This window comes from Nocardioides caricicola (assembly GCF_039541135.1).
Classification (GTDB): Bacteria; Actinomycetota; Actinomycetes; order Propionibacteriales; family Nocardioidaceae; genus Nocardioides; species Nocardioides caricicola.
The window spans coordinates 481,408-506,937 of the sequence record NZ_BAABFQ010000005.1; the positions used below are offsets into that span (position 1 = coordinate 481,408).

At 72.3% G+C, this 25,530-nt stretch carries 21 protein-coding genes; 5 read left to right on the forward strand and 16 right to left on the reverse strand.

Annotation, left to right across the window (positions count from 1 at the left end; translation table 11 throughout):
* Positions 1-27: 27 nt before the first annotated feature.
* From helR to ABD875_RS10755, 7 genes are all read right to left on the reverse strand, one after another.
* Positions 28-2,166 carry an RNA polymerase recycling motor ATPase HelR gene (helR, locus tag ABD875_RS10725; protein WP_345175540.1) on the reverse strand — a complete coding sequence of 713 codons (2,139 nt, stop codon included), beginning with the start codon at positions 2,164-2,166 and terminating at the stop codon, positions 28-30.
* 115 nt (positions 2,167-2,281) lie between these two features.
* Positions 2,282-3,226, reverse strand: coding sequence for a DUF808 domain-containing protein (locus tag ABD875_RS10730; RefSeq protein WP_345175547.1), 945 nt, complete (start codon positions 3,224-3,226; stop codon positions 2,282-2,284).
* 9 nt (positions 3,227-3,235) lie between these two features.
* Complete coding sequence (locus tag ABD875_RS10735; protein ID WP_345175556.1) at positions 3,236-4,315, reverse strand: acyltransferase family protein; 1,080 nt, start codon at positions 4,313-4,315, stop codon at positions 3,236-3,238.
* A 29-nt stretch (positions 4,316-4,344) separates the two neighbouring features.
* Positions 4,345-5,376, reverse strand: a complete 1,032-nt coding sequence (locus ABD875_RS10740; protein ID WP_345175563.1) for an SIS domain-containing protein — start codon at positions 5,374-5,376, stop codon at positions 4,345-4,347.
* A 9-nt stretch (positions 5,377-5,385) separates the two neighbouring features.
* Positions 5,386-5,559 (reverse strand): Trm112 family protein, encoded by a 174-nt coding sequence (locus ABD875_RS10745; RefSeq protein WP_345175570.1) that lies wholly within the window; start codon positions 5,557-5,559, stop codon positions 5,386-5,388.
* Positions 5,556-6,929, reverse strand: coding sequence for a phosphomannomutase/phosphoglucomutase (locus tag ABD875_RS10750; protein WP_345175578.1), 1,374 nt, complete (start codon positions 6,927-6,929; stop codon positions 5,556-5,558). Before ABD875_RS10750 ends, ABD875_RS10745 begins: the two co-directional genes overlap by 4 nt.
* Before the next feature lie 20 nt (positions 6,930-6,949).
* The gene (locus ABD875_RS10755; RefSeq protein WP_345175586.1) at positions 6,950-7,309 is read right to left on the reverse strand and encodes a DUF3499 domain-containing protein; all 360 of its coding nucleotides are present in this window, start codon (positions 7,307-7,309) and stop codon (positions 6,950-6,952) included.
* 49 nt (positions 7,310-7,358) lie between these two features.
* On the opposite strand from ABD875_RS10755, the gene ABD875_RS10760 reads away from it, so the two are divergent.
* A complete protein-coding gene (locus ABD875_RS10760; RefSeq protein ID WP_345175592.1) occupies positions 7,359-7,802 on the forward strand; it encodes a metallopeptidase family protein in 444 nt (147 codons plus the stop codon).
* 98 nt (positions 7,803-7,900) lie between these two features.
* Here the strand turns inward: ABD875_RS10760 and ABD875_RS10765 are convergent, their stop codons facing one another.
* From ABD875_RS10765 to ABD875_RS10775, 3 genes are all read right to left on the reverse strand, one after another.
* Positions 7,901-9,313 carry a DUF5719 family protein gene (locus ABD875_RS10765; protein WP_345175599.1) on the reverse strand — a complete coding sequence of 471 codons (1,413 nt, stop codon included), beginning with the start codon at positions 9,311-9,313 and terminating at the stop codon, positions 7,901-7,903.
* Positions 9,313-12,168 (reverse strand): glycosyltransferase, encoded by a 2,856-nt coding sequence (locus tag ABD875_RS10770; RefSeq protein WP_345175623.1) that lies wholly within the window; start codon positions 12,166-12,168, stop codon positions 9,313-9,315. Before ABD875_RS10770 ends, ABD875_RS10765 begins: the two co-directional genes overlap by 1 nt.
* 98 nt (positions 12,169-12,266) lie before the next feature.
* Complete coding sequence (locus ABD875_RS10775) at positions 12,267-12,557, reverse strand: WhiB family transcriptional regulator (protein WP_345175629.1); 291 nt, start codon at positions 12,555-12,557, stop codon at positions 12,267-12,269.
* Positions 12,558-12,751: 194 nt separating this feature from the next.
* Between ABD875_RS10775 and cofD the strand changes: the two genes are divergently transcribed.
* The 3 genes from cofD to ABD875_RS10790 are packed head-to-tail and all read left to right on the forward strand — an operon-like array spanning position 12,752 to position 15,522.
* Positions 12,752-13,762: a 2-phospho-L-lactate transferase gene (gene cofD / locus ABD875_RS10780; RefSeq protein WP_345175634.1), complete on the forward strand. Its 1,011-nt coding sequence runs from the start codon at positions 12,752-12,754 to the stop codon at positions 13,760-13,762.
* The gene (locus ABD875_RS10785) at positions 13,759-14,721 is read left to right on the forward strand and encodes a coenzyme F420-0:L-glutamate ligase (RefSeq protein WP_345175640.1); all 963 of its coding nucleotides are present in this window, start codon (positions 13,759-13,761) and stop codon (positions 14,719-14,721) included. Before cofD ends, ABD875_RS10785 begins: the two co-directional genes overlap by 4 nt.
* A 39-nt stretch (positions 14,722-14,760) precedes the next feature.
* Positions 14,761-15,522, forward strand: a complete 762-nt coding sequence (locus ABD875_RS10790; RefSeq protein WP_345175647.1) for a DUF3105 domain-containing protein — start codon at positions 14,761-14,763, stop codon at positions 15,520-15,522.
* Positions 15,523-15,608: 86 nt separating this feature from the next.
* On the opposite strand, the gene ABD875_RS10795 is transcribed toward ABD875_RS10790, so the two are convergent.
* Positions 15,609-16,679, reverse strand: a complete 1,071-nt coding sequence (locus tag ABD875_RS10795) for a mannose-1-phosphate guanylyltransferase (RefSeq protein ID WP_345175654.1) — start codon at positions 16,677-16,679, stop codon at positions 15,609-15,611.
* A gap of 17 nt (positions 16,680-16,696) precedes the next feature.
* Here ABD875_RS10795 and ABD875_RS10800 point away from each other — a divergent pair, with 17 nt between their 5' ends.
* The gene (locus ABD875_RS10800; protein ID WP_345175662.1) at positions 16,697-17,407 is read left to right on the forward strand and encodes a TIGR03089 family protein; all 711 of its coding nucleotides are present in this window, start codon (positions 16,697-16,699) and stop codon (positions 17,405-17,407) included.
* 30 nt (positions 17,408-17,437) lie between these two features.
* On the opposite strand, the gene ABD875_RS10805 is transcribed toward ABD875_RS10800, so the two are convergent.
* The 5 genes from ABD875_RS10805 to glf form a co-directional block, all read right to left on the reverse strand.
* Positions 17,438-20,305, reverse strand: a complete 2,868-nt coding sequence (locus ABD875_RS10805) for an FG-GAP-like repeat-containing protein (protein WP_345175672.1) — start codon at positions 20,303-20,305, stop codon at positions 17,438-17,440.
* A 404-nt stretch (positions 20,306-20,709) separates the two neighbouring features.
* Complete coding sequence (locus ABD875_RS10810; RefSeq protein ID WP_345175691.1) at positions 20,710-21,492, reverse strand: ABC transporter ATP-binding protein; 783 nt, start codon at positions 21,490-21,492, stop codon at positions 20,710-20,712.
* A complete protein-coding gene (locus ABD875_RS10815) occupies positions 21,492-22,373 on the reverse strand; it encodes an ABC transporter permease (protein ID WP_345175699.1) in 882 nt (293 codons plus the stop codon). Before ABD875_RS10815 ends, ABD875_RS10810 begins: the two co-directional genes overlap by 1 nt.
* Complete coding sequence (locus tag ABD875_RS10820; protein WP_345175721.1) at positions 22,366-24,354, reverse strand: glycosyltransferase; 1,989 nt, start codon at positions 24,352-24,354, stop codon at positions 22,366-22,368. Before ABD875_RS10820 ends, ABD875_RS10815 begins: the two co-directional genes overlap by 8 nt.
* Complete coding sequence (gene glf, locus ABD875_RS10825) at positions 24,351-25,526, reverse strand: UDP-galactopyranose mutase (RefSeq protein WP_345175741.1); 1,176 nt, start codon at positions 25,524-25,526, stop codon at positions 24,351-24,353. The genes ABD875_RS10820 and glf overlap by 4 nt, the downstream gene beginning before the upstream one ends.
* Positions 25,527-25,530: the final 4 nt, after the last annotated feature.

The following is a 25,530-nucleotide window of genomic DNA, read 5'->3' on the forward strand; positions in this document are numbered from 1 at the left end:
GCGCAAACTGAGAATCCTCGAAGGACCTCAGGCGCCGGTGAGGACCACGAGCCGCTGCGTCGCGCGGGTCATCGCGACATACCGGTCCACCGCGCCCTCGATGCCGGAGCCGAAGGACGGGGGATCGACGAGGACGACCAGGTCGAACTCGAGTCCCTTCGCCAGCTCGGGGGTGAGCGAGCGGACGCGGGACGTCGCGACGAACTCCGGGTCGCCGATCACGCAGGCAGTGCCCTCGGCGTGCTCGGCGAGCCAGGTGTCGAGGATCGCGCGGAGCTCGTCGCCCCGGCCGTGGTGGACGGGTACGCCGCTGCTGCGGACCGAGGTCGGCACGTTGGCGTCGGGCAGTGCGGCCCGGATCACCGGCTCCGCCTCGGCCATGACCTCCTCCGGGGTCCGGTAGTTGATGCTCAGCGACGCCATCGTGACCCGTTCGAGGCCGGCGCGGGCGAGCCGCTCCTCCCACGACTCCGTGAACCCGTGCCGGGCCTGGGCGCGGTCCCCCACGATCGTGAAGCTGCGAGACGGGCAGCGCAGCAGCAGCATCTGCCACTCCGCGTCGGTCAGCTCCTGCGCCTCGTCCACCACGACGTGCGCGAAGGGCCCGGCCAGCAGGTCGGCGTCAGCGGCCGGCACGGCGTCGGGGTCGACGAGCGCGTCCCGGATGCCGTCTTGGCGCAGCTGGGCCCACATGCCGTCCTCGTCGTCGAGCTGGAGCATCTCGTCGACGACCCGGTCCATCTGCTCCCGCTCGGCCGCGACCGCGGCCTCCTGCCGGCGCCGCCGCCGCGACGCCTCGGGGTCACCCAACCGGTGCCGCGCGGCGTCGAGGAGCGGCAGGTCGGAGGTGGTCCAGGCGCGGGCGTCCTCGCGCTGCAGCAGCCGCACCTCCTCCGGGCTGAGCCAGGGCGCGCACATCCGCAGGTACGCCGGCACCTCCCACAGGTCCCCGACCAGGTCGGTCGCCTCGATGAGCGGCCATGCCTTGGTCAGCGCCGCGGTGAGGCCGCGGTTCTGGCGCAGCGCCCGCCTGAGCTGGTCCTCGGGAACCTCCTCGTCGTCGACCTTGCTCACGAGGATCGTGAGCAGCTCGTCCCAGACCTGGTCGCGCGCCTCGTTGTGCGGGGTGCCGGGGTCCGGCGCGTCGAACGCCTCGGCCCAGTCGGCGGGGCTCAGCCAGATGTCGCCGTACGGCGTCTCCACCTCCATCGCCTCGGTCGGCGGCTCCTCGTAGAGCCGGACGGCCGGCTCGATGGCCCGCACCATCGCGACGGACGCCTTCAGGCGGGCCACCTCGGGGTCGGCCTCGGGCACCGCGTGCGCGCCCTCCGGCAGCAGGTCACGCACCGTGCAGGTCTGCACGCCCTCCTCCCCCAGGCTCGGGAGCACGTCGGCGACGTAGGCCAGGTAGGGCTGGTGCGGCCCGACGAAGAGCACGCCGCCGCGCCGGTGCCCGAGCCGCGGGTCGGAGTAGAGCAGGTACGCCGTGCGGTGCAGCGCCACGACGGTCTTGCCGGTGCCCGGCCCGCCGTCGACCACGAGCGCACCCCGGGACCCGGCGCGGATGATCGCGTCCTGGTCGGCCTGGATCGTGCCGAGCACGTCGCGCATCCGCGGCGACCGGCTGCTGCCGAGGCTGGCGATGAACGCCGACTGGTCGTCGAGGGCGGCGGCGTGACCGTCGAACCCGTCGGCGGTGAACACCTCGTCCCAGTAGTCGGTGATCCGGCCGCGGGTCCAGCGGTAGCGGCGGCGGAAGGCCAGGCCCATGGGGTCGGCGTGCGTGGCGCCGAAGAACGGCTCGGCCACCGGCGAGCGCCAGTCGACCAGCAGCCGCCGGCCGTCGCGGTCGGTGAGGCCGAGGCGGCCGACGTACACCGGCTCCTGCCCGTCGGCCGGGACCATGTGCCCCAGGCAGAGGTCCCAGCCGAAGCGGCGCAGGGCCCGCAGCCGCGCCGTCAGCCGGTGCACCTCCTGGTCGCGGTCCATCGCCTCCTGGCCCGTGCCGCCGGGAGCCCGGCGGGCCGCGTCGAGCCGCTCGGTGAGGTCGGCGATCGCGTGCTCGAGGCTGTCGGCGATCGCCGCGAAGTGCCGCTCGTCGGCGGTGATCAGGGCCGGCTCGGCCTTGGCGGTCAGGTGGTCGGGGAGCGCGAAGGCAGACGTCACGACGGGCGATTCTGAGGCAGCCCGGGGGTCTTGCCGCAAGCCCCGGGGTCGGCTATACCTTGGTTGTGGCGAGGGGATCCCCCTCGCCACGTCCATGCCCGGCTCAGGGCACGGCTCAGTGCGCCGCGTGGTCCTTCTTGGGGAGCGGGAGCACGTGCAGGACCGCGATCAGCACCAGCCCGAGCGCGAGGCCGAAGATCGCCGAGAAGACGGTGTTGGTCAGCCAGCCGAGGACGGCGCCGAAGCTCTCGACCGCGTGCTCGACGTCGTGCTCGACGTGGTGCACGAAGTCGTAGAGCAGGTCGAAGCCCAGCTCGTGGGTGCCGTTGAGCACGATGTGGCCACCGACCCACAGCATCGCGACGGTGCCGACGACCGAGATCACCTTGAGCAGTCGCGGCATCGCGGCGACCAGGCTGCGGCCGACCTTCTGCGCGACGGCCGACCGGCGGCCGGCCAGGTGCAGGCCGACGTCGTCCATCTTCACGATCACGCCGACCACGCCGTACACGGCGATCGTGATCGCGATCGCGACCACGACCAGGATCACCAGCCGGCTGAGGAACGGCTCGTCGGTGACCTCGTTGAGCGCGATCACCATGATCTCGGCCGAGAGGATGAAGTCGGTGCGGACCGCGCCGGAGACCATCTGCTTCTCGGCCTCCGCGCCGCTGCCGGCGAGGACGACGTCGTGGTGCTCGTGGCCGCGGATCCGGCCCCAGATCTTCTCCGCGCCCTCGTAGCAGAGGTAGCTGCCGCCGACCATGAGGATCGGCGTGAGCAGCCACGGCAGGAACTGGCTGAGCAGCATCGCCGCGGGGAGGATGAACAGCAGCTTGTTGCGGATCGAGCCCCACGCGATCTTGCGGATCATCGGGAGCTCGCGCTCGGCGGCGACGCCGTGGACGTACTGCGGTGTCACCGCGGTGTCGTCGACCACGACACCGGCGGCCTTCGTGGTCGCGCGGCCGGCTGCGGCGCCGACGTCGTCGACGGATGCGGCAGCGAGCCGCGCGAGCGCGGCGACGTCGTCGAGCAGCGCGAACAAGCCTCCAGCCATGCCCGAAGGCTATCGGGAGGTCAACACGTCCTCGCGCACGGTCGCCTCCACCTCGGGCTGGACCTGGTCCTTGGCGATCGTGAGGTCGACCGCGCGGTTCATGTGCCGCTCGGCGTACCCGAACGGGTCCACGAGGTCGACCAGGCGCGACGACACCGGCTTCCAGGCCAGCGCCAGCGCCAGCGCGAGGGCGGCGAGCGTGGTCACGCCGAACGCGATCGGGGCGTGCTCGTCGGCCCACCCGCCGTAGCCGGCGTACGACGCGCCCTTCACGAAGAACCCGTGGAACAGGTAGACCACCAGCGTGGCCGCGCCCATCCTCGTGAACCAGCCGAAGGTGCGCGGCACCAGCGACAGGAACGCCGCCGCCCCGAGCGTGCCGACGAGCAGCACCAGAGCCCGCGTGAGCAGCGCGTTCAGGTCGTCGGCGTAGCCCATCTCGTCGTAGCGGGAGCGGTAGTAGAGCCACTCGGTGCTCGCCCACACGTCGGTCCACGTGGTCAGCACCCACAGCGCGAGCAGGGTGCAGACCGCCGCCGCCTGCGTGGGCTTGCGGCGCAGCCACTCCAGACGCTCGGTTGTGGCCTTGAGTCCCATCACGAAGAACGGCAGCAGGCCGAGGACGCGGGCGAGGTCCAGGGTGTCGCCGGCGTACATCCCGGCCACCAGGCTGATCGCGACCGCGGCGACCACGCCACCCCACATCGGCCGGAAGATCGGCGTCAGCAGCCGCCAGAAGAACAGCGCGGCGAGGTACCACATCGGCCAGTGCGGGTCGCGGAAGAGGTCGTCGAGCTCCTCGCCGCCGACGTACACGCGGAACAGGCCGAGCGCGGTCTCGAAGAGGAGGTACGGCACCACGATGGTGCGGAACAGCTGCCAGGTGCGCTCCTTCGTGTACGCGAAGCGCTGGGAGAGGTAGCCGGTGACGAACACGAACGCCGGGACGTGCCAGGCGTAGAGGAAGTCGTAGAGGTGCTCGACCATGCCGGTGCTCGGCAGCAGCGTCCAGGCGTGCCCGATGACGACGAGGGTCACCAGCGCCATCTTGGCGTTGTCGAACCAGGGATCACGGGTGGAGGTCGGCACGCGGGTCTCCTACCCGGGTGCGCGGCGCGTTAGTCCTCGACCAGTCCGATCCGCAGGTACTCCGCGGCGTAGGTGCCGCTGAGCAGCAGCGACGCGTAGCGAGCGACCTCGGTGGCCGCGTCGGTGGTGACGGTCTCGACCCGCAGGCCACGAGCCGCGGCCGCCGCCTGCAGCCGGCCGCGCTGCTCGCGCACGACGTGCTCCTCGGCCCCGTCGTCGAGCACCAGCAGCATCGGCCGCCGCTCGGGGACGCCGTCGGTGAACGGGTCGTCGAACAGGTTGCGCTGGCGCGCGGCCTCCAGCACCGGCAGCAGGTGCTCGGCGTCACCCGCCAGCGCGGTCCGCCCACTGGCGCGGCGCACCGACTCGGCCACCCGGCGCGCGGCGCGGGCGGCGAGCACCGAGCCTCCCCACACCAGGGGGTTGCTGTCGGCGAGCGCGATGGCGAGCACCTTGGCCGGGTTCACCGCCAGGTCGCGGTGGGGCGAGCACTCGATGGCGACGGCGTCGAGCGCCTCGGCGACCTGCTCGGCGTCGGCACGAGGGCCGAGCGACACGCGGTCGAGGTACTCGAGCACGACCACCGCGGTCGCCAGCTGGTCGTGGGTGGTCGTCGGCAGGATCGTGGTCCACCGGCCGGCGGCGTGCTCGGCGACCATCGACGTCGGCGGGCACGCGACCACGACCTGGCAGCCGCGGCGTACGGCCTCGGCGACCGCGGAGGCGGTGCCGGGGTCGGAGCCGTCGGGTGCGAGCACGACGACGAGGTCCAGGCTCCCCGCCCAGCCGGGCAGCGCCGGGCCGGGCCAGGCCACGAACGGCACCGGGCACCACGGCTCGAGGACGGCCCGCAGCAGCCGCGAGTCGGGGCCGGCGGCGATCACCGCCCGTGGACGGGCCAGCTCCTCGGCACGGGCCACGGCCGCGGCGGTCGCCTCGGCCGCGTCACCGGCGGCCCGGCGGACGCGGGCACCGGACTCCGCGAGCACGCGGAGCGCACCGTCGACGGCCTCCAGCACCGCCGCGTCGTCGAGGCGGGACTCGTCGAACCAGGTCGCCATCGTCGTGACTCAGGCCGGCTTGCGGGCCTCGTCGACCAGCAGCACCGGGATGTCGTCGCGGACGGGGTAGGCCAGCCCGCAGCCGCTGCAGACCAGCTCCTCGGCGACCAGGTCCAGGCCGGAACGGCAGGCCGGGCAGACGATGATCTCGAGCAGCGCGGGGTCGAGGTTCGGGGCGTTCATCGGTCTCTCCTGATCTCGGCGAGGACGCGGTCGCGCACCTGCGCCATGGTGGCTTCGTCGCGACCCTCGGCGTTGAGCCGGAGCAGCGGTTCGGTGTTCGACGGCCGGACGTTGAACGCCCAGTCGGCGTGGGTGACGGTGAGCCCGTCGAGTCGGTCGGTGGTGACGCCGTCGGCGCCGGCGTACGCCGCCTCGATCTCGGCCATCACGGCGCGCTGGTCGGCGACGGTGCTGTTGATCTCGCCGCTGACGACGTACCGCTCGTACTCCGCCAGCAGTCCCGACAGCGGCCGGTCGGTCTCGGCGAGCGCGGCCAGGGTGTGCAGGGCCGCGAGCATCCCGGAGTCGGCGCGCCAGAAGTCACGGAAGTAGAAGTGGCCGCTGTGCTCGCCGCCGAAGATCGCTCCGGTCTCGGCCATCGTGGCCTTGATGTAGGAGTGGCCGACCCGGGTGCGGACCGCGGTGCCGCCGCGCTCCGCGACGATCTCGGGTACGGCGCGGCTGGTGATCAGGTTGTGGATCACCGTGGCGCCGGGCTCCTTGGCGAGCTCCCGGGTGGCGATCAGCGCGGTGAGGGTCGACGGCGAGACCGCCCGCCCCTGCTCGTCGACCACGAAGCAGCGGTCGGCGTCGCCGTCGAAGGCCAGCCCCACGTCGGCGCCCTCCGCGAGCACGCGGGCCTGGAGGTCGCGGAGGTTCTCGGCCTCGATCGGGTTCGCCTCGTGGTTCGGGAACGTGCCGTCGAGCTCGAAGTACAGGGGGATCAGCTCCACGGCGTCCCAGAGCCGCTCGAACACCGCGGGCGCCGTGTGCCCCGCCATCCCGTTGCCGGCGTCCACGACGACCTTGAGCCGGCGTCCCTCGACCGGCGCGAGGCCGAGCAGGTGGGCGGCGTACGCGTCGAGGACGTCGCGCTCGCTGATCTCGCCGCGCGCGCCGCCGTGCGGCTTGACGCCCTCCTCGACGAGGTCGCGGATGTCGGCGAGCCCGGTCTCCATGCCGATCGGCTGGGCCTCGGTGCGGCACATCTTGATGCCGTTGTACTGCGCCGGGTTGTGGCTCGCGGTGAACATGGCGCCGGGGTGGCCGAGGTGGCCGGAGGCGAAGTACAGCTGGTCGGTCGAGGCGAGCCCGATCATCACCACGTCGGCGCCCGCGACGCTCGCGCCGTCCGCGAACGCAGCGGCCATCCCGGGCGAGCTGGGACGCATGTCGTGCCCGACGACCACGGTGGCCGCGCCGGTCACGCGCACGAACGCGGCGCCGGTGGCGCGGGCGAGGTTCTCGTCGACCTGGTCGGGCACGGTGCCGCGCACGTCGTACGCCTTGAAGACCGCGCGGAGGTTCGCCGGGTCGAGGGTGTCGGCCATGGCGGTGAGCCTAGTCGGGCTCAGTCGGTGCTGAGCGAGCGGAGGTGGCCGCGCCGCGTGGTGACCCGGCCGGTCTCCTCGGCGGGCGACACCCGCACCGGCGGCGCCGGGCGGGCGGCCTCGCGGACCGCGTCGGCGAGCGCGAGCAGGTCGTCGCCGGAAGGGCCCTGGTCGGCCTGCCCGGTCGAGAGGCGGAGCACCTCCCAGCCGCGGGGGGCCGAGAGCCGCTCGCTGTGCACGTCGCACAGGTCGTAGGCGTGCGGTTCGGCGTACGTCGCGAGGGGGCCCAGCACGGCGGTCTGGTCGCTGTAGACGTACGTCAGCGTGGTGACCGCGGTACGGCTACAGGCGGTACGCGAACACCGGCGGGCAGGACTCACGCGGCAGACGGTACCCGGCGCACGACCCGGTCCGGATTAGGCTCGCGGCGTGGATGACACGCGGCGCTCGACGCCCAGGTTGCGGGACCGGCGCGGCCGCGGGATGCGCGGCCCGGCCGTGCTCCCGGAGACGCCGGGACGGCCCGCGCTGCGGACCGCGCGCGAGCGCTTCGACGACCTCGCGCTCGGCATCGTGACCGAGATCGACGCGCGCTGGCAGGACCGGCTCGGGCTGGTCGAGTACGCCGTCGAGGACACCCCCCAGATCCCGGACGACTGGAGCTCGCCGACGGTCCCGCTGTCGTCCCTGGTCCGTGGGAGCGGCGCTACGCCGACCCGGCTCGTGCTGTTCCGCCGCCCCATCGAGCGGCGCTGCGAGACCCGCTCCGACCTCGAGGCGCTGGTGCTGACGGTGGTGGTCGAGCAGGTCGCCGAGCTGCTGGGCATCGACGCCGAGCAGGTCGACCCGCGCTACGAGTCGGGCGACGACTAGCTTGTTGGAGGTCCGGCGGCCGCGATAGTCCCTAACGTTTTGGCTGCCGACACGCCGATGGGCACGACCGAAACGTGAGGGACTATCGCGGCGTAGCCCTACGGAAGGCCGGGGCGGACCGCGGGGATCAGCCCGTTGGTCGCCGGGACCGTGAGGGGCACGACCGCAGCGCCGCCGTCTCCCGCCATCATCACCGCGCCGGACACCGTGGTGCGCTCGACCTCCACGGTCACCAGGACCGTGTCGGCCGGGAGCTTCACCGTGACCCCGAGGTCCGGGGAGATCTCGGCCTGGGTGCGGTCGAGCTCCTCCCCCGACGCCGAGCGGGCGACCACCGTGACCAGGCCCTGGCGGGTGGCGCCGCCGACCTGCACGCTCTTCTGGCCGCCGGTCTCCGGCAGCAGCGCGGTCGCCGACGACTCGACCAGGTCGCTGGGGACGGCGTGGGACAGGTCGCCCCGGACGTACGACCGGACGGTCGCGGTCACCGGGCCGGTCGCGTCGAGAAGCAGGCCGGTCGCGCCGTCCTTCAGCGCGGCGTCCAGGACGCTGGACACCGAGATCCGCTGGACGCTGTGCGGGGCGACGCGGATCTCCGGCAGGCCCTCGGGCGCGAACACCGACCGGCCCGACACGACCTTGACCTCGGCGCGGATCTCGTCGTCACCGCCGTTGGCGACCACGAGCGTACGACGGCCCGGGCCGGGAGCGAGCCCCATCAGCAGGTTGGAGGTGGCCGGTGCGGGCTGGTCCGCGAGCCAGTCCGCAGTGGGCTCGGCGGAGCCGATGCCGTCGAACCGGTCCTGCACGACGGCGCCGATGCGGCCGCGGACGGTCGCGACCTGCAGCGCGAGCTCGTCGCGGCGCGGGACCAGCGTGCCGAGGTCCAGCCGGACGCTGGTGCCGCCCGGCACGGAGACACCCCTCAGCCGCTCGGCCTCGACGACGCCGGAGCGTCCGTAGACGGTGACGTTCGCGATCGCCGTGCCGGCGTCGGGGTTGACCAGCTCGAGCACCGACGTGTGACCGGCGCCGGCGCCGACGCCGGTGAACCAGGTGACCGGCGTGGGGTCGGGGCAGCTGACGGCGGCCGGCTCCGCGCCGCCGAAGCGGGCGGCGACCAGGCCCGGGGCGGCGTCGTCCTCCCCCAGGATCGCGACCGCGTCGGACTGGTCCGGGACCAGGGTGACCTCTCCGGACGTGAGGTCGGCCGGCTGCTGGGCGTCTCCGAGACCGACCTGGACGGTGCCCCGGACGTCCTCGCCGGCGCTCGTGATCGCCACCTCCCGGGCGTCGTCGGCCGGCGCCGTCGGGCAGACGAGCGTGGCCCGGGTGAGCTCGGTGCGAGTCGGCGGCGCCACGGGGTCGGTGACGGCGTCCTGGTCCACGAGGGCGAGGCCGCCGAGCCCGAGCAGCGGGAGGAGCACGGCGAGCAGCACGGTGACGTCGACGCGGCGCGTCTTCGCCCGCGCGCTGCGCCGGCCCGGGGCCGGGGGTGCGCTGTGGCTCATCAGGACCGCCTCCTGCTCGTCGTCGGGAGGCAGAGCACGACGACGACCAGCGTCCCGAGCCCCGCGAGGACCAGCAGCGCGACGCGCAGCCACGACGTCGGACCCTCGAGGCTGGCGGCGTCCAGCGGACGGTCCACCTCCCAGGCGCGCGTCGGCGCGATCGCGCTCGCCTGGATCAGCCCGGTGGCCGCGTCCAGCACGCCGGCGACGCCGCCGTCGGCCGGCTCTGGGAGCACGACGTACTCGATGCCGCTCTGGCCGAGCGCGTCGATGACCTCCGGCGTGGGGCGCGAGACGAGCTCGCGGACCTGGGCGGTGAAGTCCTCGTCCTCGCTGGTGAGCGCGAGGATCTCGTCCTCGCCCATGGTGACGCCGTCGCCGCGGCGCACGGAGTAGGTGAGGCCCTCGTCGACCGAGCCGCGCACCACGAGGATGCCGTGCTCCGGGCCCTGCTCGGAGCTCTCGACCATGTAGACGGGGATGTCGGTGTCGACGCCGTCCGCGACGGTGTTCTCGGCCGCGCCGAGCCACCACGCGAGCCCGCCCAGCGGGACGACGGCGGCCGCAACGGCGACCACCGCGGCCACGGCGCGGCGCCAGGAGTGGAGGTCATGGACCAGCGCGATCGCGCCGATCGTGGCGGCCACGACGAACGCGCCCTGGAGGACGACGACGAGGGCGGCGAGGCCGGTCGCGACCGTGGTCGCCGCGAGCGCGAGCGTGCCGGTGCCGAGCAGGGCGGCGAGCACCGCCGCTACCAGCGCGACCACCCAGCAGACGAGCACGGGGATCCGGGTCGAGCGCGGCACGAGGGCCAGCAGCGCCAGCACCGCGAGGATCGCGCCCGTCCACCACGGCGCTCCCAGCCCGGCGAGCCGGCCGGTCGCGAGGTCGAGGCCGTCGGCCACCGGCGACGGGAGCCGGCCGACGTCGAGGAGGAAGGCCTCGGCCGCGCCACGCTGCACCGCCGGGACCCACCACGGGGAGAGGAGCGCGGGCACCAGGGCGAGCGCCGTGGCCGGCGGGCCCCAGACCGAGCGGTCCCGCACCGCGCCGCGGACGATGAGGAACGCCGCGACCACGACCACCAGGCCGAGGAGTGCGGCGAACAGCCACAGCACCGGCGCGAACGCCGAGGCGAGCGCGAGCAGCAGGCCGGTGCGCCAGGCCGCCCGCCAGCGCCGGTCGGGGGCCGGATCGGCGAAGCCGAGCGCGGCGTGCGCGAGCCAGGGCAGGGTCGCGGCGACCACGACCACCCCGAAGCGGCCATCGCTCCACGCGCCGCTCACCACGGGGACCAGCGCCCAGGTGGTCGCGCCCCACAGCAGCGCCGTGCGCGGCGCACCGGTCGGCGTGACCAGCCGGCCGACCACCCGCAGGAACCGCCACGCGCCCCAGAGGCCGAACGGCACCGCGAGCAGCATGACCAGCGACACCGCGAGCGACGGGCTGCCGCCGAGCAGCGTGGCGAGCAGCGCCATCGGCAGGACGTACGCCGGAGCGGGCACCGCCGTACCGGTCCCGAGCGGGTGCCAGGTCTCGACCTGGAGCTGCCACCACTGGCCGGCGCTCGCCGGGGCCGGCGAGAGCCCGCCGCCGGCGAGGGAGTCGAAGGCGTCGCGCGCGCCGACCAGCGCGACGAGCACGAACGCGGCCAGCGTCAGGGCGACCGGGTTGGTCAGGAAGCGCGCGACGATGCCGGTGTCCTCCACCAGCTCGTCCTCGTCGGTCCGGGGCCGTGCGACGGTGCTCGCCGGCGCCACGGCGGCGGCCGCGACCCGGCGTCGCTCCGCGACGTCCTGCGCCTGGTTGGTGGCCGCGGCGGCGAGGTCGCCGAGGAAGTCGAGCCCGTGCCGGTAGGGCACCCACCACGGCGACAGCAGCGACCGGGCGTGCTCCTCGGCCGGACGCTGCTCGCGCCGGGCGCGCCGGGCGGCGCGGACCTGGCCGGGGTGGGCGTACAGGTTCAGCAGCGCGGCGAGGTCGTCGAGCGCCTCACCCGGGGAGCGGACCACCAGGAACCCGAGCATCCGCAGCACGGTCCCGAACGCGAGCCGGACCACCAGCCACGGCAGCGCGCGGCCGCGGGCGTTGGCGAGCAGGGTGTAGAGCGCCGCGCGGCGCTCCTGGTAGTGCGTGTGCCGCCCGGTCAGCGGCGTACGGCGTACGCCGCGGTGGGCCGCCTCGGCGTGGAAGACGACCGCCTCCGGCACGATCAGGGTGCGGTGCCCGGCCGCGGCCGCGCGCCACCCGAAGTCGATGTCGTTGCCGAAGATCGGCAGCTGGGCGTCGAAGCCGCCGAGCTCCTCCAGGACGGTACGCCGCACCAGCATGCCGGCGGTGTTCACGGCGAGGACCTCGCGGACCTCGTCGTGCTGCCCCTGGTCGTACTCGCCGCGCTCCAGCCCGGTCTCGCGCCGTCCGGTGCCGGAGATCGTGACGCCGAGCTCGAGCAGGCGGCGCAGCGACGGCCACTCGCGCAGCTTGGGGCCGAGTACGTCGGCGCCGGGGTCGGCCGCGGCGGCCGCGAGCAGCGCGGCGAGCGCCCCGGGGTCGGGGTTCGCGTCGTCGTGCAGGATCCAGACCCACTCGCTGCTCGAACCCTGCAGGCGCAACCGTTCGAGACCGAGCCGGACCGCTTCGGGGAAAGACGTGGAGCCGGAGACGCGGAGCGCGGCGCCGAAGTCGGCGGCGAAGGCCGCGTCGAGGAGGTCGGCGCTCTCGTCCTTGCTGCCGGTGTCGACGCAGACGACCGCGTCGACCGGGGTGCGCTGGGCACGCAGGCCGTCGATGACGGCGGGGAGCCAGCGCCCGCCGTCGTGACTGACCAGCAGGACCGACACCGAAGAAACCACGATCCCGAACCCTAACGGCCGGGCGGTGAAGCACGCCCATCCCGGCGGGGCGCCCCTCGGCCGGAAGATGACCTAGGGGACGCCCACGCCGACGGACGTCAGACTGCGCGCTTCTTGAGCTTGCGGCGCTCCCGCTCGGAGAGCCCGCCCCAGATCCCGAACCGCTCGTCGTTCATGAGGGCCGACTCCAGGCACTCGTCGCGAACCTCACACGTGAGGCAGACCTTCTTGGCCTCCCTCGTGGACCCTCCCTTTTCCGGGAAGAACGCCTCAGGGTCAGTCTGTGCGCACAGCGCACGGTCCTGCCATCCAGCTTCCTCGGCGTCCCCGTCGAGGAGAAAGAGTTCTCTCACGGCACTCGCCCTTTCGACCCGATACTGCTCCCACATCCCCGAAACCACACGGCGGGCCTAGCCGATCAGACCCGGAACCCCGCGAAGACTCGCGAACGACACTGTGGGAATTACATGCCTGTCGTACCCCGGAAGTCAACCCCGGATCTGCTATGGGCGCACCGCGGGGCCGCGGGCGGCCGGGTCATCCCCCTCATCGGCAGGTGACCCCGGTGCGGCAAGGTATTCGCATGCACAAGCTCACGGTGCTCTCGGGAGGCATGGGCGGCGCCCGCTTCCTCCAGGGTCTCCTGCACGCGATCACGACCGGCCGACTGCCCGGCGTGGACCCCGACGCCGAGGTGACGGTGGTCGCCAACACCGCCGACGACCTGTGGATCCACGGGCTCAAGGTCTGCCCCGACCTCGACACCGTGATGTACACGCTAGGCGACGGCATCGACCCCGGCCGCGGCTGGGGCCGGCGCGACGAGACGTGGAGCGTGAAGGAGGAGCTGGCGACGTACGGCGTGGAGCCGACGTGGTTCGGCCTCGGCGACCGCGACATCGCCACGCACCTGGTGCGCACCCAGATGCTCGACGCCGGCTACCCGCTCTCCCAGGTGACCGAGGCGCTCTGCAAGCGGTGGAACCCCGGCGTGACCCTGCTCCCGATGACCGACGACCGCGTCGAGACGCACATCGCGATCACCGACCCCGACACGCCGAGCGGCCGCCGGGTCGTGCACTTCCAGGAGTACTGGGTCCGGCTGCGCGCCGAGGTGCCCGCCGAGACCGTCGTCGTGGTCGGGCTCGACGACGCCACCCCCGCCCCCGGCGTCATCGACGCGATCACCGACGCCGACCTGGTGCTGCTGCCGCCGTCCAACCCGGTCGTGTCCGTCGGCACCATCCTCGGCGTCCCCCGGGTGCGCGAGGCGCTGGCCGCGACCACGGCCCCGGTCGTCGGCCTCTCCCCCATCGTCGGCGGCACGCACGTGCGCGGGATGGCCGAGCAGATGCTGACCTCGATCGGCGTCGAGGTCAGCGCGTCCGGCGTCGGGCTGCACTACGGCGCCCGCCCGAACGGCGGGGTCCTCGACGGGTGGCTGGTCGACACCGCCGACGCCGCCGAGGTCGACCGGGTGACCGCGGCGGGGATCGCGTGCCGCGCCGTGCCCCTGATGATGACCGACGTCGACGCGACCGCGGCCATGGCCGCGGCCGCCGTGGAGCTCGCCCGGGAGTCGGCCCAGCGATGAGCCGGATCGAGGTGTTCGCCCCCGACGGCGCGCCGGAGATCCGCGCCGGCGACGACCTGGTCGAGATGGTCGTGCCGCTCGTCGAGCTCGCCGACGGCGACATCGTCGTGGTGACGAGCAAGGTGATCAGCAAGGCCGAGGGGCGGGTCCGGACCGGCACCCGCGACGATGCCCTGGCCGAGGAGACCGTGCGCGTGGTCGCCCGGCGCGGCGAGACCCGGATCGTGCGCACCCGGCACGGGCTGACCATGGCCGCGGCCGGGATCGACGCCTCGAACGTCGCGGCCGGCAGCATCGTGCTGCTGCCGCTGGACCCCGACGCCTCGGCGCGCGGGCTGCGCACCGGGCTGCGGCACCGCACCGGCCGCAACGTCGCGGTGATCGTCACCGACACGGCCGGCCGCGCCTGGCGCGAGGGGCAGACCGACATCGCGATCGGCGCGGCCGGGCTGCTGGTGTCGGAGGACCTCGCCGGCCGCGTCGACGGCTACGGCAACCTGCTCGAGGTGACGCTGCCGGCCGTCGCGGACGAGCTGGCCGGCGCGGCCGAGCTCGCCCAGGGCAAGCTCGGCGGCCGACCGTTCGCGGTCGTCCGCGGCCGCGCCGACCTGGTGCTGCCTCCCGAGGTGACCGGCCCCGGGGCGCGCGCGCTGGTGCGTGCCGACGGTGCCGACCTGTTCGGGTACGGCGCCCGCGAGGCCGTCGTACGCGCGCTGCGGGGCGACCCGGCCGACCGCCTCCCCTTCGGGGCGCCGGCGCCGGCGGCCGACCTGGCCGCCGCGATCACGAGCGCGATCGGGCTGGTCGCCTCCCGCTCCGGCCCCGACGGCGGGGAGCTGGTCGTCACCCGGCCCGCGGGTCTGAAGCGACCGCTGGCGGCCCTGGCGTTCGCGCACGGCTGGGAGGTCCTCGAGACCGATTCCGCCAGTGATGTCCGGCTGCGACCGGCCCGCCCGTAGACTCTCCCGGTCGTAACCCGAAGCAAGGAAAGCCGAGCCGTGGCCAAGTCCTCGAAATCCGTGAAGTCCGACCGCCGCGCGGTCATCGACCAGCTCCGCAAGGAGCAGAAGGGCGCCGAGCGCACGCGCGGATTCGCCATCGTCGGTGTCTGCGTCCTGGTCGCGCTCCTCATCATCGGTGCCGCCGCGTACAAGCCGATCATGGACTGGTGGGACAGCCGCGAGGTCGAGAAGCTCGCGCTGAGCGACATCGGCTCGCCGGCGTCGGTCTGCCAGGACATCACCACGAAGAAGGCGGACGGCAACCAGAACCACGTGCCGACCGGCACGCCGGTCGAGTACACGATCGCGCCGCCGGCGTTCGGCGCCCACTGGAACGAGGCCGGCGTCGCGCCGGCGCCGTTCGACCGGAAGTTCTACAGCGAGGAGGACCGTCCCGAGATCGAGTCGCTCGTGCACAACCTCGAGCACGGCTACACGATCCTCTGGTACGACGAGACCCTCTCGGACGAGCAGGTCTCCGAGATCCGCGACATGGCGGAGAAGTTCGACGACTCGGACGACAACTTCCGCGACAAGTTCATCGCGGCGCCGTGGACCGCCGCCGACGAGGACGGTGCGTCCTTCCCCGAGGGACAGCACGTCGCGTTCACGCACTGGTCGGCCGGCGGCGAGGGCGAGACCGACGTCTCCAAGCAGCTCGGCGCCTTCCAGTACTGCACGGCCCCCAGCGGCGAGGCCCTGCAGGAGTTCATGAAGCAGTACCCCTACTTCGACTCCCCCGAGCCCGGCGCCATGTGAGCTCGGCCGGCGCCGAGATCGTCGAGTGACGTGAAACGGCCCCTGGGACCTGGTCCTGGGGGCCGTTTCACGTCACTCGACGGAAACTAGGTGAGCTCGCTCCGGCCGGACTCCTTCAGCTGCTCCACGACCCGCTTGACGTCCTGGGCCCGCGCCCTGGTGGTGACCAGGAGCGCGTCCGGGGTGTCGACGACGACCACGTCGTCGAGCCCGATCACCGCGACGACGCGCCCGGACGACGGCACCACGAGGCCGGTGCTGTCGACCGCGAGCACGTCACCGGCCTCACCCAGCACGGCCGTGTCGCCCCCGAGCAGCGTGGCGAGCGAGTCGAAGTCGCCGATGTCCTCCCAGTGGAACGACGAGGGCACGCACGCGACCCGGCCAGCGTCGGCCGCCGGCTCCGCGATCGCGTGGTCGAGCGCGATCTTCGGCAGGCCGGGCCACAGCTCGTCGAGCAGCGACGGGTCCGCGGCGATCGCGCGCAGCGCTTCCGCGAACTCCGGGTGCCACCGGTGCAGCAGGTCCAGCAGGACGGTCGGGCGAACCACGAACATGCCGGCGTTCCAGCGGTAGCGCCCCGTGGCGACGTACTCCGTCGCGGTCTCGACCGACGGCTTCTCCACGAACTCCTGCACCGCGCGCGCACCGGCGTGGCCCGCCAGGTCGTCGCCGAGGTGCACGTAGCCGAACGCCGAGGACGGGAACGCCGGCTCGATCCCGAGGGTCACCAGCCATTCGTCGCGGGCGACCCGGGCCGCGATGCGGACGGCGTCCGCGAACCCGCCGGGGTCCGGGATCACGTGGTCGGCGGCGAAGGAGCCCAGCACCGCGTCCGGGTCGCGGCGCTCGATGATCGCGGCGGCGAGGCCGATCGCGGCCATCGAGTCGCGCGGCGATGGCTCGGCGAGCACCGACCCCGGGTCGACCTCGGGCAGCTGCTCGACCACGGCGGGGCGGTGTGGCCGCCCGGTGACGACGACGAACCGGTCCTCGGCGAGCGGCGCGAGCCGGTCGACGGTGCCCTGGAGCAGCGTCCGTCCGCCGCCGGTGAGGTCATGCAGGAACTTCGGCGACGACTGGCGAGAGAGCGGCCACAGCCGCGTCCCCGCCCCGCCGGCCGGGATCACGGCCCAGAAGTGGTCGATCGAGGACATGCTGCGAGGCTAGTGCCGTGACCACCTTCTCCGAGGTCCTGACTCGCCAGCTGCGGGCCGATGCTGGTCGGCCGTTCGTCACGTTCTACGACGACGCGACCGGCGAGCGCGTCGAGCTGTCGGTGACGACGTACGCCAACTGGGTGGCGAAGGTCGCCAGCCTGCTCGTCGAGGAGCACGACCTCGAGCGCGGGCAGACGCTCCGCCTCGACCTGCCCCCGCACTGGCTGGGCCCGGTGTTCCTCGGCGCCGCCTGGACGGTCGGCCTGGTGGTCGACCCGGACGCGTCGTCGCCGGACGCCGTGGTCTGCGGACCGGCGGGACTGGCGCAGTGGGCGCCGCTGGCCGGCGACCTGCCGGTGCTGGCCTGCTCGCTGCTGCCGCTCGGCGTCCGGTTCGCCGACCCGCTGCCGCCCGGCGTCCACGACGTCGGCGTCGAGGTCTGGTCGCAGCCGGACGCCTTCGCACCGTGGGACCCGCCCGGGCCGGACGATCTCGCCCTGCCGGGCGTCACTCAGGGAGAGCTGTGGAGAGCGGCCGCCGCCGGGAGCCTCCTCACCGACGGCGGCCGCCTCCTCTCGGAGGCGAACCCGGCTTCCCCACCAGGTATCGCCACCTTCACCGAGCCGCTCGTTCGTGGCGGCTCGCTGGTCCTGGTCACCCACACCGAGCCGGAACGGCTCGCGGCGACGTCCGTCGCCGAGCGCGTCACGGCCCGCTTCCCTTGATCGCGGGACGACCAGCCAGTCCACGGGTTGCTAGCCCGCCAGGTCGTAGACCCCCATCCCGTCGGCCAGGAACCGCCGCGGCTTGAGGCCGGTCGCGGTGCCCTGGAGCAGGTAGAGGTCGCCGCTGGCCTTCTCGCGGACGATGACGTCCGCGTGGCCGGTGAGCGTCGCGTCGCTGACGCCGATCACCCAGTCGTACTTCGCGAGGTTCGCACCCAGCGCCTTGGGCCGGGTCAGCCCGCCCGGGCCGTTGCCGCGGTAGAGCGCGAGCTTCGAGCCCTGACGGAACAGCGAGTCCGGGGCGCCGTCGCTGTCCCACCGACCGACCGCGATCTGGCGGGCGGCCTCGATGCGGCTGTAGGCGACGTACGACGTGCCGAGGCCCGAGAGCCCGCGTCCGGGGTAGATCCGCATCGAGCTGCCGGCCGGCTGGCCCATCAGGTCCGGGAAGCCGTCGCCGGTCATGTCTCCGACCGCCGCGAGCAGGCCGACCTTGGCGAAGCCGTCCGCGATCTTCACCGGCTCCGCGAGCTTGCCGGTGCCGTTGCCGCGCCACAGGGACAGCGCGCCGTTCTTCTTGTTCCGCGTGATCACGTCGCCGAAGCCGTCGCGGTCCCAGTCCCCGGCGTTGAGCACGAGGTTGGCGCGGCGGAAGTCCGCCCCGGTCGCGATCGGCGTACCGGTCTCGTAGGTGCCGTTGTTCGGGAGCACCGCGAGCCGCGCGCCGGTGCGGGTCACCAGGTCGGGGGCGCCGGCGCCGGTCATCTCGGCGGCACCGAGCAGGCTGCCGACGCTCGCCAGCCGGGTCACCGGGCCGAGGGGGTGGCGGTAGCCGCCGTCGCCGTCCGAGGGCAGCACGTAGCCGTACTTGGTCTGCGCGTGGCGGACGAACAGGTCCGAGCGTCCGTCCTGGTCGAAGTCACCGACCCCGGTGATCGCCGAGTACTGGCCCCAGGAGCCGGGGACCGTCACCGGGTCGCCGAACCCGCCGTTGCCGGCGCCGGGGAACAGCCACATCGCGCCGGCCTTGTCGCGGGCCAGCAGGTCGGCCTTGCCGTCGCCGTCCGCGTCGCCCGCTCCGACGAGGAGCGTGTACGCCGACCAGGTCGTGCCGAGCTTCTTGAGGCGGAACGTACCGTCGCCGCGACCGAGGTAGACGTCGAGCCGGCCGGTGGCGACGTGGCGCGCGACGAGGTCGTTGCGGCTGTCGCCGTTGAGGTCACCGACGGCCGTGATCAGGTCGCGGCCATTGAACGCTCGGGTCTCCTTGATCCCCTCACCGAACGCACCGGTGTCGCTGCCGGGGCGGACCACGGCCGATCCCGCGCCGCCGCGGACCAGCAGGTCGCCGACGCCGTCGCCGGTGAGGTCGGGGGACGCGACCAGGGTCGCGCCGTCCTCCACGTTGCTCAGCGCGGCCACACCCGGAGCGAACGACGTCAGGCCGCCGGTCGGGATGATGAAGCCCTTGCCGTCGCTGGCGCGCCGGACCACCAGGTCGGGGTGCGGGGTGCCGGCGAGGTTCGACTCGAGCTCGCGGCCGTCCCAGCCGCGCTGCGCCTCGGCGGCGAGCTTCCGGATGTCCGGGATCTTGGCGTAGAGGTACTTGCCCGGGCACGCGGTCGACGCGGCGTCGCGGTGGCCGTTGATCGCCTGGAAGTCCTTGGACCCGACCCACTGCTTGGTCGAGGAGGCGTTGACGCCGTGCAGCGAGAGCTTCCACGCGAACAGGGCGCCGTACGCCTGGATCATCGCGCGGGACGGCTGGGTGAGCTCGAAGTTCCCGATCGCCGACATCGCGAACGAGTAGTCGTTGTAGTTCAGCGTGTGCGCGCCGACGACCGGGCGGTCGACCCCGCCGTACCGGCCCTCCCAGATCCGGCCGAACCGGTCGACGAGGAAGTTGTAGCCGATGTCGGACCAGCCGCGGGACTGCGTGTGGTACGCGTAGATGCTGCGCAGCAGCGCCGGCACCTCGCGGCGCGTGTAGTTGTTGGCGTTCACCGTGTGGTGGACGAAGCCGGCGTGCACCTCGTAGTAGTTCAGCGAGCTCTTCTCGCGCATGCTCTCGTCGGCGCCCCACTGGGCGCGCGAGAAGATCTGCGGCTTGGGCGTGTACGTCGCCGCCTGCAGGTCGAGCTCACCGTCCACGGTGCCGTCCTCGGCGCCGTCCTCGGCGCCGTCCTCGGCGCCGGTCTCGGTGACCTCCGCGGCCGGGAGCGCGGTGGCGTCGCCCGGCGTACCGTCCATCGCGGTGGTGTCGAGGGCCGGGCGCTCCTGGGCGGTCTGCGTCTCCTTGCCCGGGTCGATGACCGCGAGCCTCATGTCGCTCGGCAGCGCCTCGGTGCCCGCGACGCGGACCTGGACCTGGTCGACCTTGCCGACCAGCAGCGGGTCGGTGCCGGGACGGGCGCGCCGCGCCTCCGCGCTGTCCGGGTCGGGGCCGTGCTCGTCGTGGTACTCGAGCTCGGTCCAGTCGCTCCACGTGTCGCCGGTGCGGGTCCGCACGTCGAACGCGATCTCGGACTCCTCGATGTCCTTGCTCCCGTGCGCCCAGGTGACGCCGACCGCGCCGAAGCCGGTCACGTCCTCCGGCGCGCTGGTGACGCTCTTCGGCAACGCGCCCACCTTGGCCCGCGCGCTCGTCTGCGGCGCGGTCAGGGAGTACTCGTTGACGATCGGGTCGACCGGCGCGGTCGGCACCTTGGTCGCCTGGTGCGACACCCGGGTGTAGGCGGCGAGGTCGCCCTGGAGCGCCGTGGACGGAGCCTCCCCGGGCGTCTCGCGGACGACGTCGAGGCTGACGACGCTCGCCGCGGGGGCGAGCGCGGCGAGCACGACACCGAGGGCCAGCATCTGCTGGCAGCCGGTGACGAAGGTGGTCTTGCTGGGAGGCATCGGGCGTTCTCCAGGTGTGGGGGAAGTTCACACGAGAGCGCAACTTTCACACGAGTCACAGCGACCACGGAAGAGTTCGTGAGTAACTACAAGAGTGTAATTTCCACTCGACACGCCGACGATTCCGAGATTTGTCAAGAAACTTCAGGCGTGTAATTCACGGCGGCGGTGCCGCGCGAGCCGGGCGAGCTTCGTCTCCCCTATCGGCCGGCGGGGTGGGTGGCGGAGGGCTGGGGGCCGTCGGATTCCCCGGTGCACCGGGGAATCCTGCACTTCCTGGGCAAAGCAACGCCCGAGAAGTGCCAGGAAAGCCTGAGCCATGTGCCTCGTGGGACTGGTGGGACGACGGGCGGGGCAGCCGTGCCAGCCAGGACAGCCGTACGCCGAGCGGCTGCCCGCTGGGCTCAGATCCCCTGGTCCTCGTCCTCGGCGGTCTCCTCCTCGTCGGGGCCGCCGTCGTACTTCACGAACTTGATGCCCTCGTCGACGCCGCCGTCGAACGCGAGCTTGCCCTTCTCGAGGACGAGCACGCGGTCGCACATCCGGCGCACCGAGCCGGCGGCGTGGCTGACGTAGAAGAGCGTGCGGCCGCCGTCGCGGATCTCCTGCATCTTCTCCAGGCACTTCTTCTTGAAGGGCTTGTCCCCCACCGCGAGCACCTCGTCGGCGAGAAAGATGTCGGAGTCGACGTGGATCGCGACCGCGAAGCCGAGGCGGGCGGTCATGCCGGACGAGTAGTGGCCGACCGGGGAGTCGAGGAACTTGCCGAGGTCGGCGAAGTCCGCGATGGCGTCGAACTTCCGGCGGGTCTCGGCGTCGCTCATCCCGAGTACGGCGGCGTTGAGGAAGACGTTCTCGCGCCCGGTCAGCTGCGGGTGGAACCCGGCGCCGGTCGCGATGAGGCCGGAGATCCGGCCGCGGGTCAGGACCTGTCCCCCGTCGGGGCGCATGACGCCGTTGATCAGCTTCAGCAGGGTGCTCTTGCCCGAGCCGTTGAGGCCCATCAGGCCGATCGACTCGCCCTGCTCGACGGTGAACGAGACCCCGTCGAGGGCGTTGAACTCGTTGCTGATCTCCTGGCCGCGCATCTTCGCGACCGCCATCTGCTTCAGCGTGCGGTGGTAGCGCAGCGTGAACGACTTCGTGACGTCCTCGACCACGATCGAGGTGCTCGGCGGATAGGTCATCAGAGCCGCTCCGGGATCCGGTTCTCGAACCGCTTGAAGATGAACTGCCCCAGCAGCAGCATCAGCGCGGAGACGCCCAGCGCCAGGAAGCTGAACGCCCACAGGTTGCCCGGGATGTGGGTCGCGTGGGTGAGCTCGGGGTGCTCGGTGGTCCCGACCCAGAACGCCTGCTGCATCAGGAGTACGGCGTCCGCGATCGGGTTGAGCAGGTAGAACTGCGCGAACCAGCCGAAGCGGGCGTCGACGAGGATGTAGGGGTAGATCATCGGCACGCCGAAGCGGACGAAGTTCGTGAGGATCGAGACGAAGCTGCTCACGTCGCGCAGGAACACGTTGGCGACGGAGAACATCAGGGCCAGCGAGGTGCCGAGCAGGGCGATGATCAGCATCGCCAGCACCACCCCGGCGAGGTACTCGAGGTTCGGCGTCCAGCCGGACAGCACGGAGACGACGGTGAGGATCACCAGCTGCGGGCCCATGTGGTAGAAGGACACGAGCATCGAGGCCACCGGGAACATCTCCCGCGGGACGGCCATCTTCTGCACCAGCCCCTTGTTGCGCACGATCGAGCGGGTGCCGGCGTTGAACGTCTCGACGAAGAACTGGACGATGATCAGCCCGCAGAACACGTGGACCGCGAAGTTCTCGGTCCCCCGGTTCATGATCTTGCCCATCACGAACCAGTAGATGAACAGCTGCGACAGCGGGTTGATGTACGACCACAGCAGCCCGAGGAACGAGCCCTGGTACCGCGCGCTGATCTCGCGCTGCACCAGCATCCGGAGCAGGTAGCGGCGCCGGAAGACGTCGATCAACCCCGCCTTGGGGGCCGGCGAGACCAGCGGGGCATCGACCAGGTGATGCCGGCCGGCCTCAGTCATCGGTGCCCGTCCACGGCCGGAAGGTCTCCTCCCATGCCTCCGGGGACGTGATGTCACCGAGCTTCGCGCGGTACTCCTCGGCCAGCCGCGGCCACTCGCGCCGCAGCCGGCGGTGGATGGCGATGGTCTTGCCCAGCAGCTCGCGGAACTTCTCCGGGTCGCGCTGGTAGAGCGCGGCCGAGGTCCCGTCGTTCATCGACACGATCGCGGAGTCGTACTTGGTGATCCGGTACCACTGCGTGTCCATGGCCGGCAGCTCCGCCTCGGGGAACTTCCGGCTGAGCGCGCGGACCGGCAGCAGCTGCCGGATCGGCGCCTTGAGCGCCGCCATCTTGATCTCGCGCGGCATCGGGACCGCGGTGTCGTCGCGCCCCTTGCGCGGCGGCTTGGTGCGCCGGACCGGCGGGAACGCGTCGCGGTCGGCCTCGAGCCGCGCGTCGGTGAACGCCTTGACGAACTCGCGGATCTCCTTGAGGCGGCTCGGCAGCATCTCGTGCAGGTGCTCCGGGCCGGCGAGCACGTCCTCGAGCGCCTGGTGGCGGATCTCGACGGTGGAGTACTGCATCGACACCAGGTGCTTGATCTGGTGGTTGAAGCTCTCCTGCACCATCCGGCCGCCGTTCGGGTACGGCGAGTGCAGCAGCGCCGCGACGAACCGGTTGCGGTGGTGGAAGTACGACTGCCAGTCGAGCGCGTCGTTCTTGTCGCTCCACGGGATGTGCCAGACCGCGGCGCCCGGGAACGTCACCGTCGGGTAGCCGGCCTCCTTGGCGCGCAGGCCGTACTCGGAGTCGTCCCACTTGAGGAACAGCGGCAGCGAGAGCCCAATCTCCGCGATGACCTGGCGCGGGATCAGGCACATGAACCAGCCGTTGAAGTCCACGTCGACGCGCTTGTGCAGCCACCGGGCGGACCGCAGGTTGCGTGCGGAGAAGTCCCAGTCACCGAAGACGCCCGGCGCCGACTGCCACCAGAACTTCCACGGCTGCACGATCTCGCCGAAGCTGTGCATCCGCGACTTCGCGTAGAGGCTGAACATGTGGCCGCCGACGATCGTGGGGCGGCGGGCGAGGTCGCCGAACGTGACCGCGCGGATGATGCCCTCGGGCTCGCAGACGACGTCGTCGTCAATCATCATCGCGTACGTCGCGGTGCCCTTGCGGACCGACTCGAGCTGGCCGCGGGCGTAGCCGCCCGAGCCGCCGAGGTTGCCCTGCTCGATGAGGGTCAGCCGGTCGCCGAGCGCGGCCTGGGCCTTGGCGAAGTAGGCCGAGTCGACGACCTTGTCGGTGCCCTGCTCCATGACGAAGACCGTGTCGAGGTACGGCGCCAGCGCGGTGTCCTCGCCGATCTGGCCGAGCAGCTGCGCGCAGAAGTCGGGGCGGTTCATCGTCGTGATCGCGATGTCGACGGTGCCGTGCTGCGCCCGGTCCTCGGGCACGTCGGCGGTCCACTCGGCGGACTCGACGACGACGTCCTCGTCGCCGGCGACGACGTTGTACCAGTACCAGCCACCGTCGACGAACGGCTTCAGCGACAGGTCGAACGTGAACGTCTCAGCGCTCGCGGACTCGGTGCTCGCGGCGTCGACGCGCTGCGAGCGGCCGTTCGCCATCGACTTGTAGACGATCACGGTCGCGCCGCGCCCGCGCACGGTGATGGTGAGGCGGACCTCCTTCACCACCGTCCAGCGGCGCCAGTAGCTGGCCGGGAACGCGTTGAAGTAGGTGCCGAACGACAGCCGTTCGCCCGAGCGCACGGTGAACGCGGTGCGCGACTGGACCTGGTCAGGGTGGATCGCCGAGCCGTCACCGAGCGCCTGCCGCATGGCCGCGGCGTTGAGCTCGCGGGCCTGGCGGTTGTGGCCGACCTCGTACTTGTCCGCGTCGAGCACGGCCGGACCGGCGTCGACGTACAGCGAGAGGACGTCGAGGTCACGGTCCAGGGGCAGGATCTGGCGCTGCAGCAGTCGGGTGGTCATTCGTCGACGCCTCCGCTGGTGAGGGCCGCGCCTTCGGCGAAGTGCGGCCGGAGCTTGTTCTCGAACATGGAGAGCGCCGAGCCGATCGCCATGTGCATGTCGAGGTACTTGTAGGTCCCGAGCCGCCCGCCGAAGAGCACCATCGGCTCCTTCTTGGCGAGCTCGCGGTACTTCAGCAGCTTGGCGCGGTCCTCGGCGGTGTTGATCGGGTAGTACGGCTCGTCGCCCTCCTCGGCGAAGCGGGAGTACTCGTGCACGACGATCGTCTTGCCGGGCAGGTAGGTCCGCTCGGGGTGGAGGTGCTTGAACTCGAGGGTACGGGTGTAGGGAAGGTCCTGGTCGTTGGCGTTGACCACGCCGGTGCCCTGGTAGTCGTCGACGTCGACGGTCTCGCGCTCCAGGTCGATCGTGCGCCAGGAGAGCCGGCCCTCGGAGTTCCCGAAGTACTCGTCGACCGGACCCGTGTAGACGATCGGGACCTTGCCCTTGTACTCGTCGGCGACGTCGAAGAAGTCGGTGTCGAGGCGGACCTCGATGTTCGGGTGCTCCGCCATCTTCTCCAGCCACGCGGTGTAACCGTCGACCGGCAGACCCTCGTAGGTGTCGTTGAAGTAGCGGTTGTCGAAGTTGTAGCGGACCGGGAGGCGCGTGATGATGTCCGCGCTCAGCTCCTTGGGGTCGGTCTGCCACTGCTTGGCGGTGTAGCCCTTCACGAACGCCTCGTAGAGCGGGCGGCCGATCAGGCTGATCGCCTTCTCCTCGAGGTTCTGCGCGTCCGCGGTGGCGATCTCGCTGGCCTGCTCCGCGATCAGTGCGCGTGCCTCGTCCGGGGTGTGGCTCTTGCCGAAGAACTGGTTGATCAGGCCCAGGTTCATCGGGAACGAGTAGACCTGGCCCTCGTACTTCGCGAAGACCCGGTGCTGGTAGCCGGTGAAGTCCGTGAACTTGTTGACGTAGTCCCAGACCTTCTTGTTCGAGGTGTGGAAGAGGTGCGTCCCGTAGACGTGCACCTCGATCCCGGTCTCCTCATCGAACTCGGAGTACGCGTTGCCGCCGAGGTGGGGCCGGCGCTCCAGGACGAGGACCTTCAGGCCCAGCTCCGTGGCGCAGCGCTCAGCGATGGTGAGTCCGAAGAAACCGGACCCGACGACAACGAGATCAGGGGACGACACGATC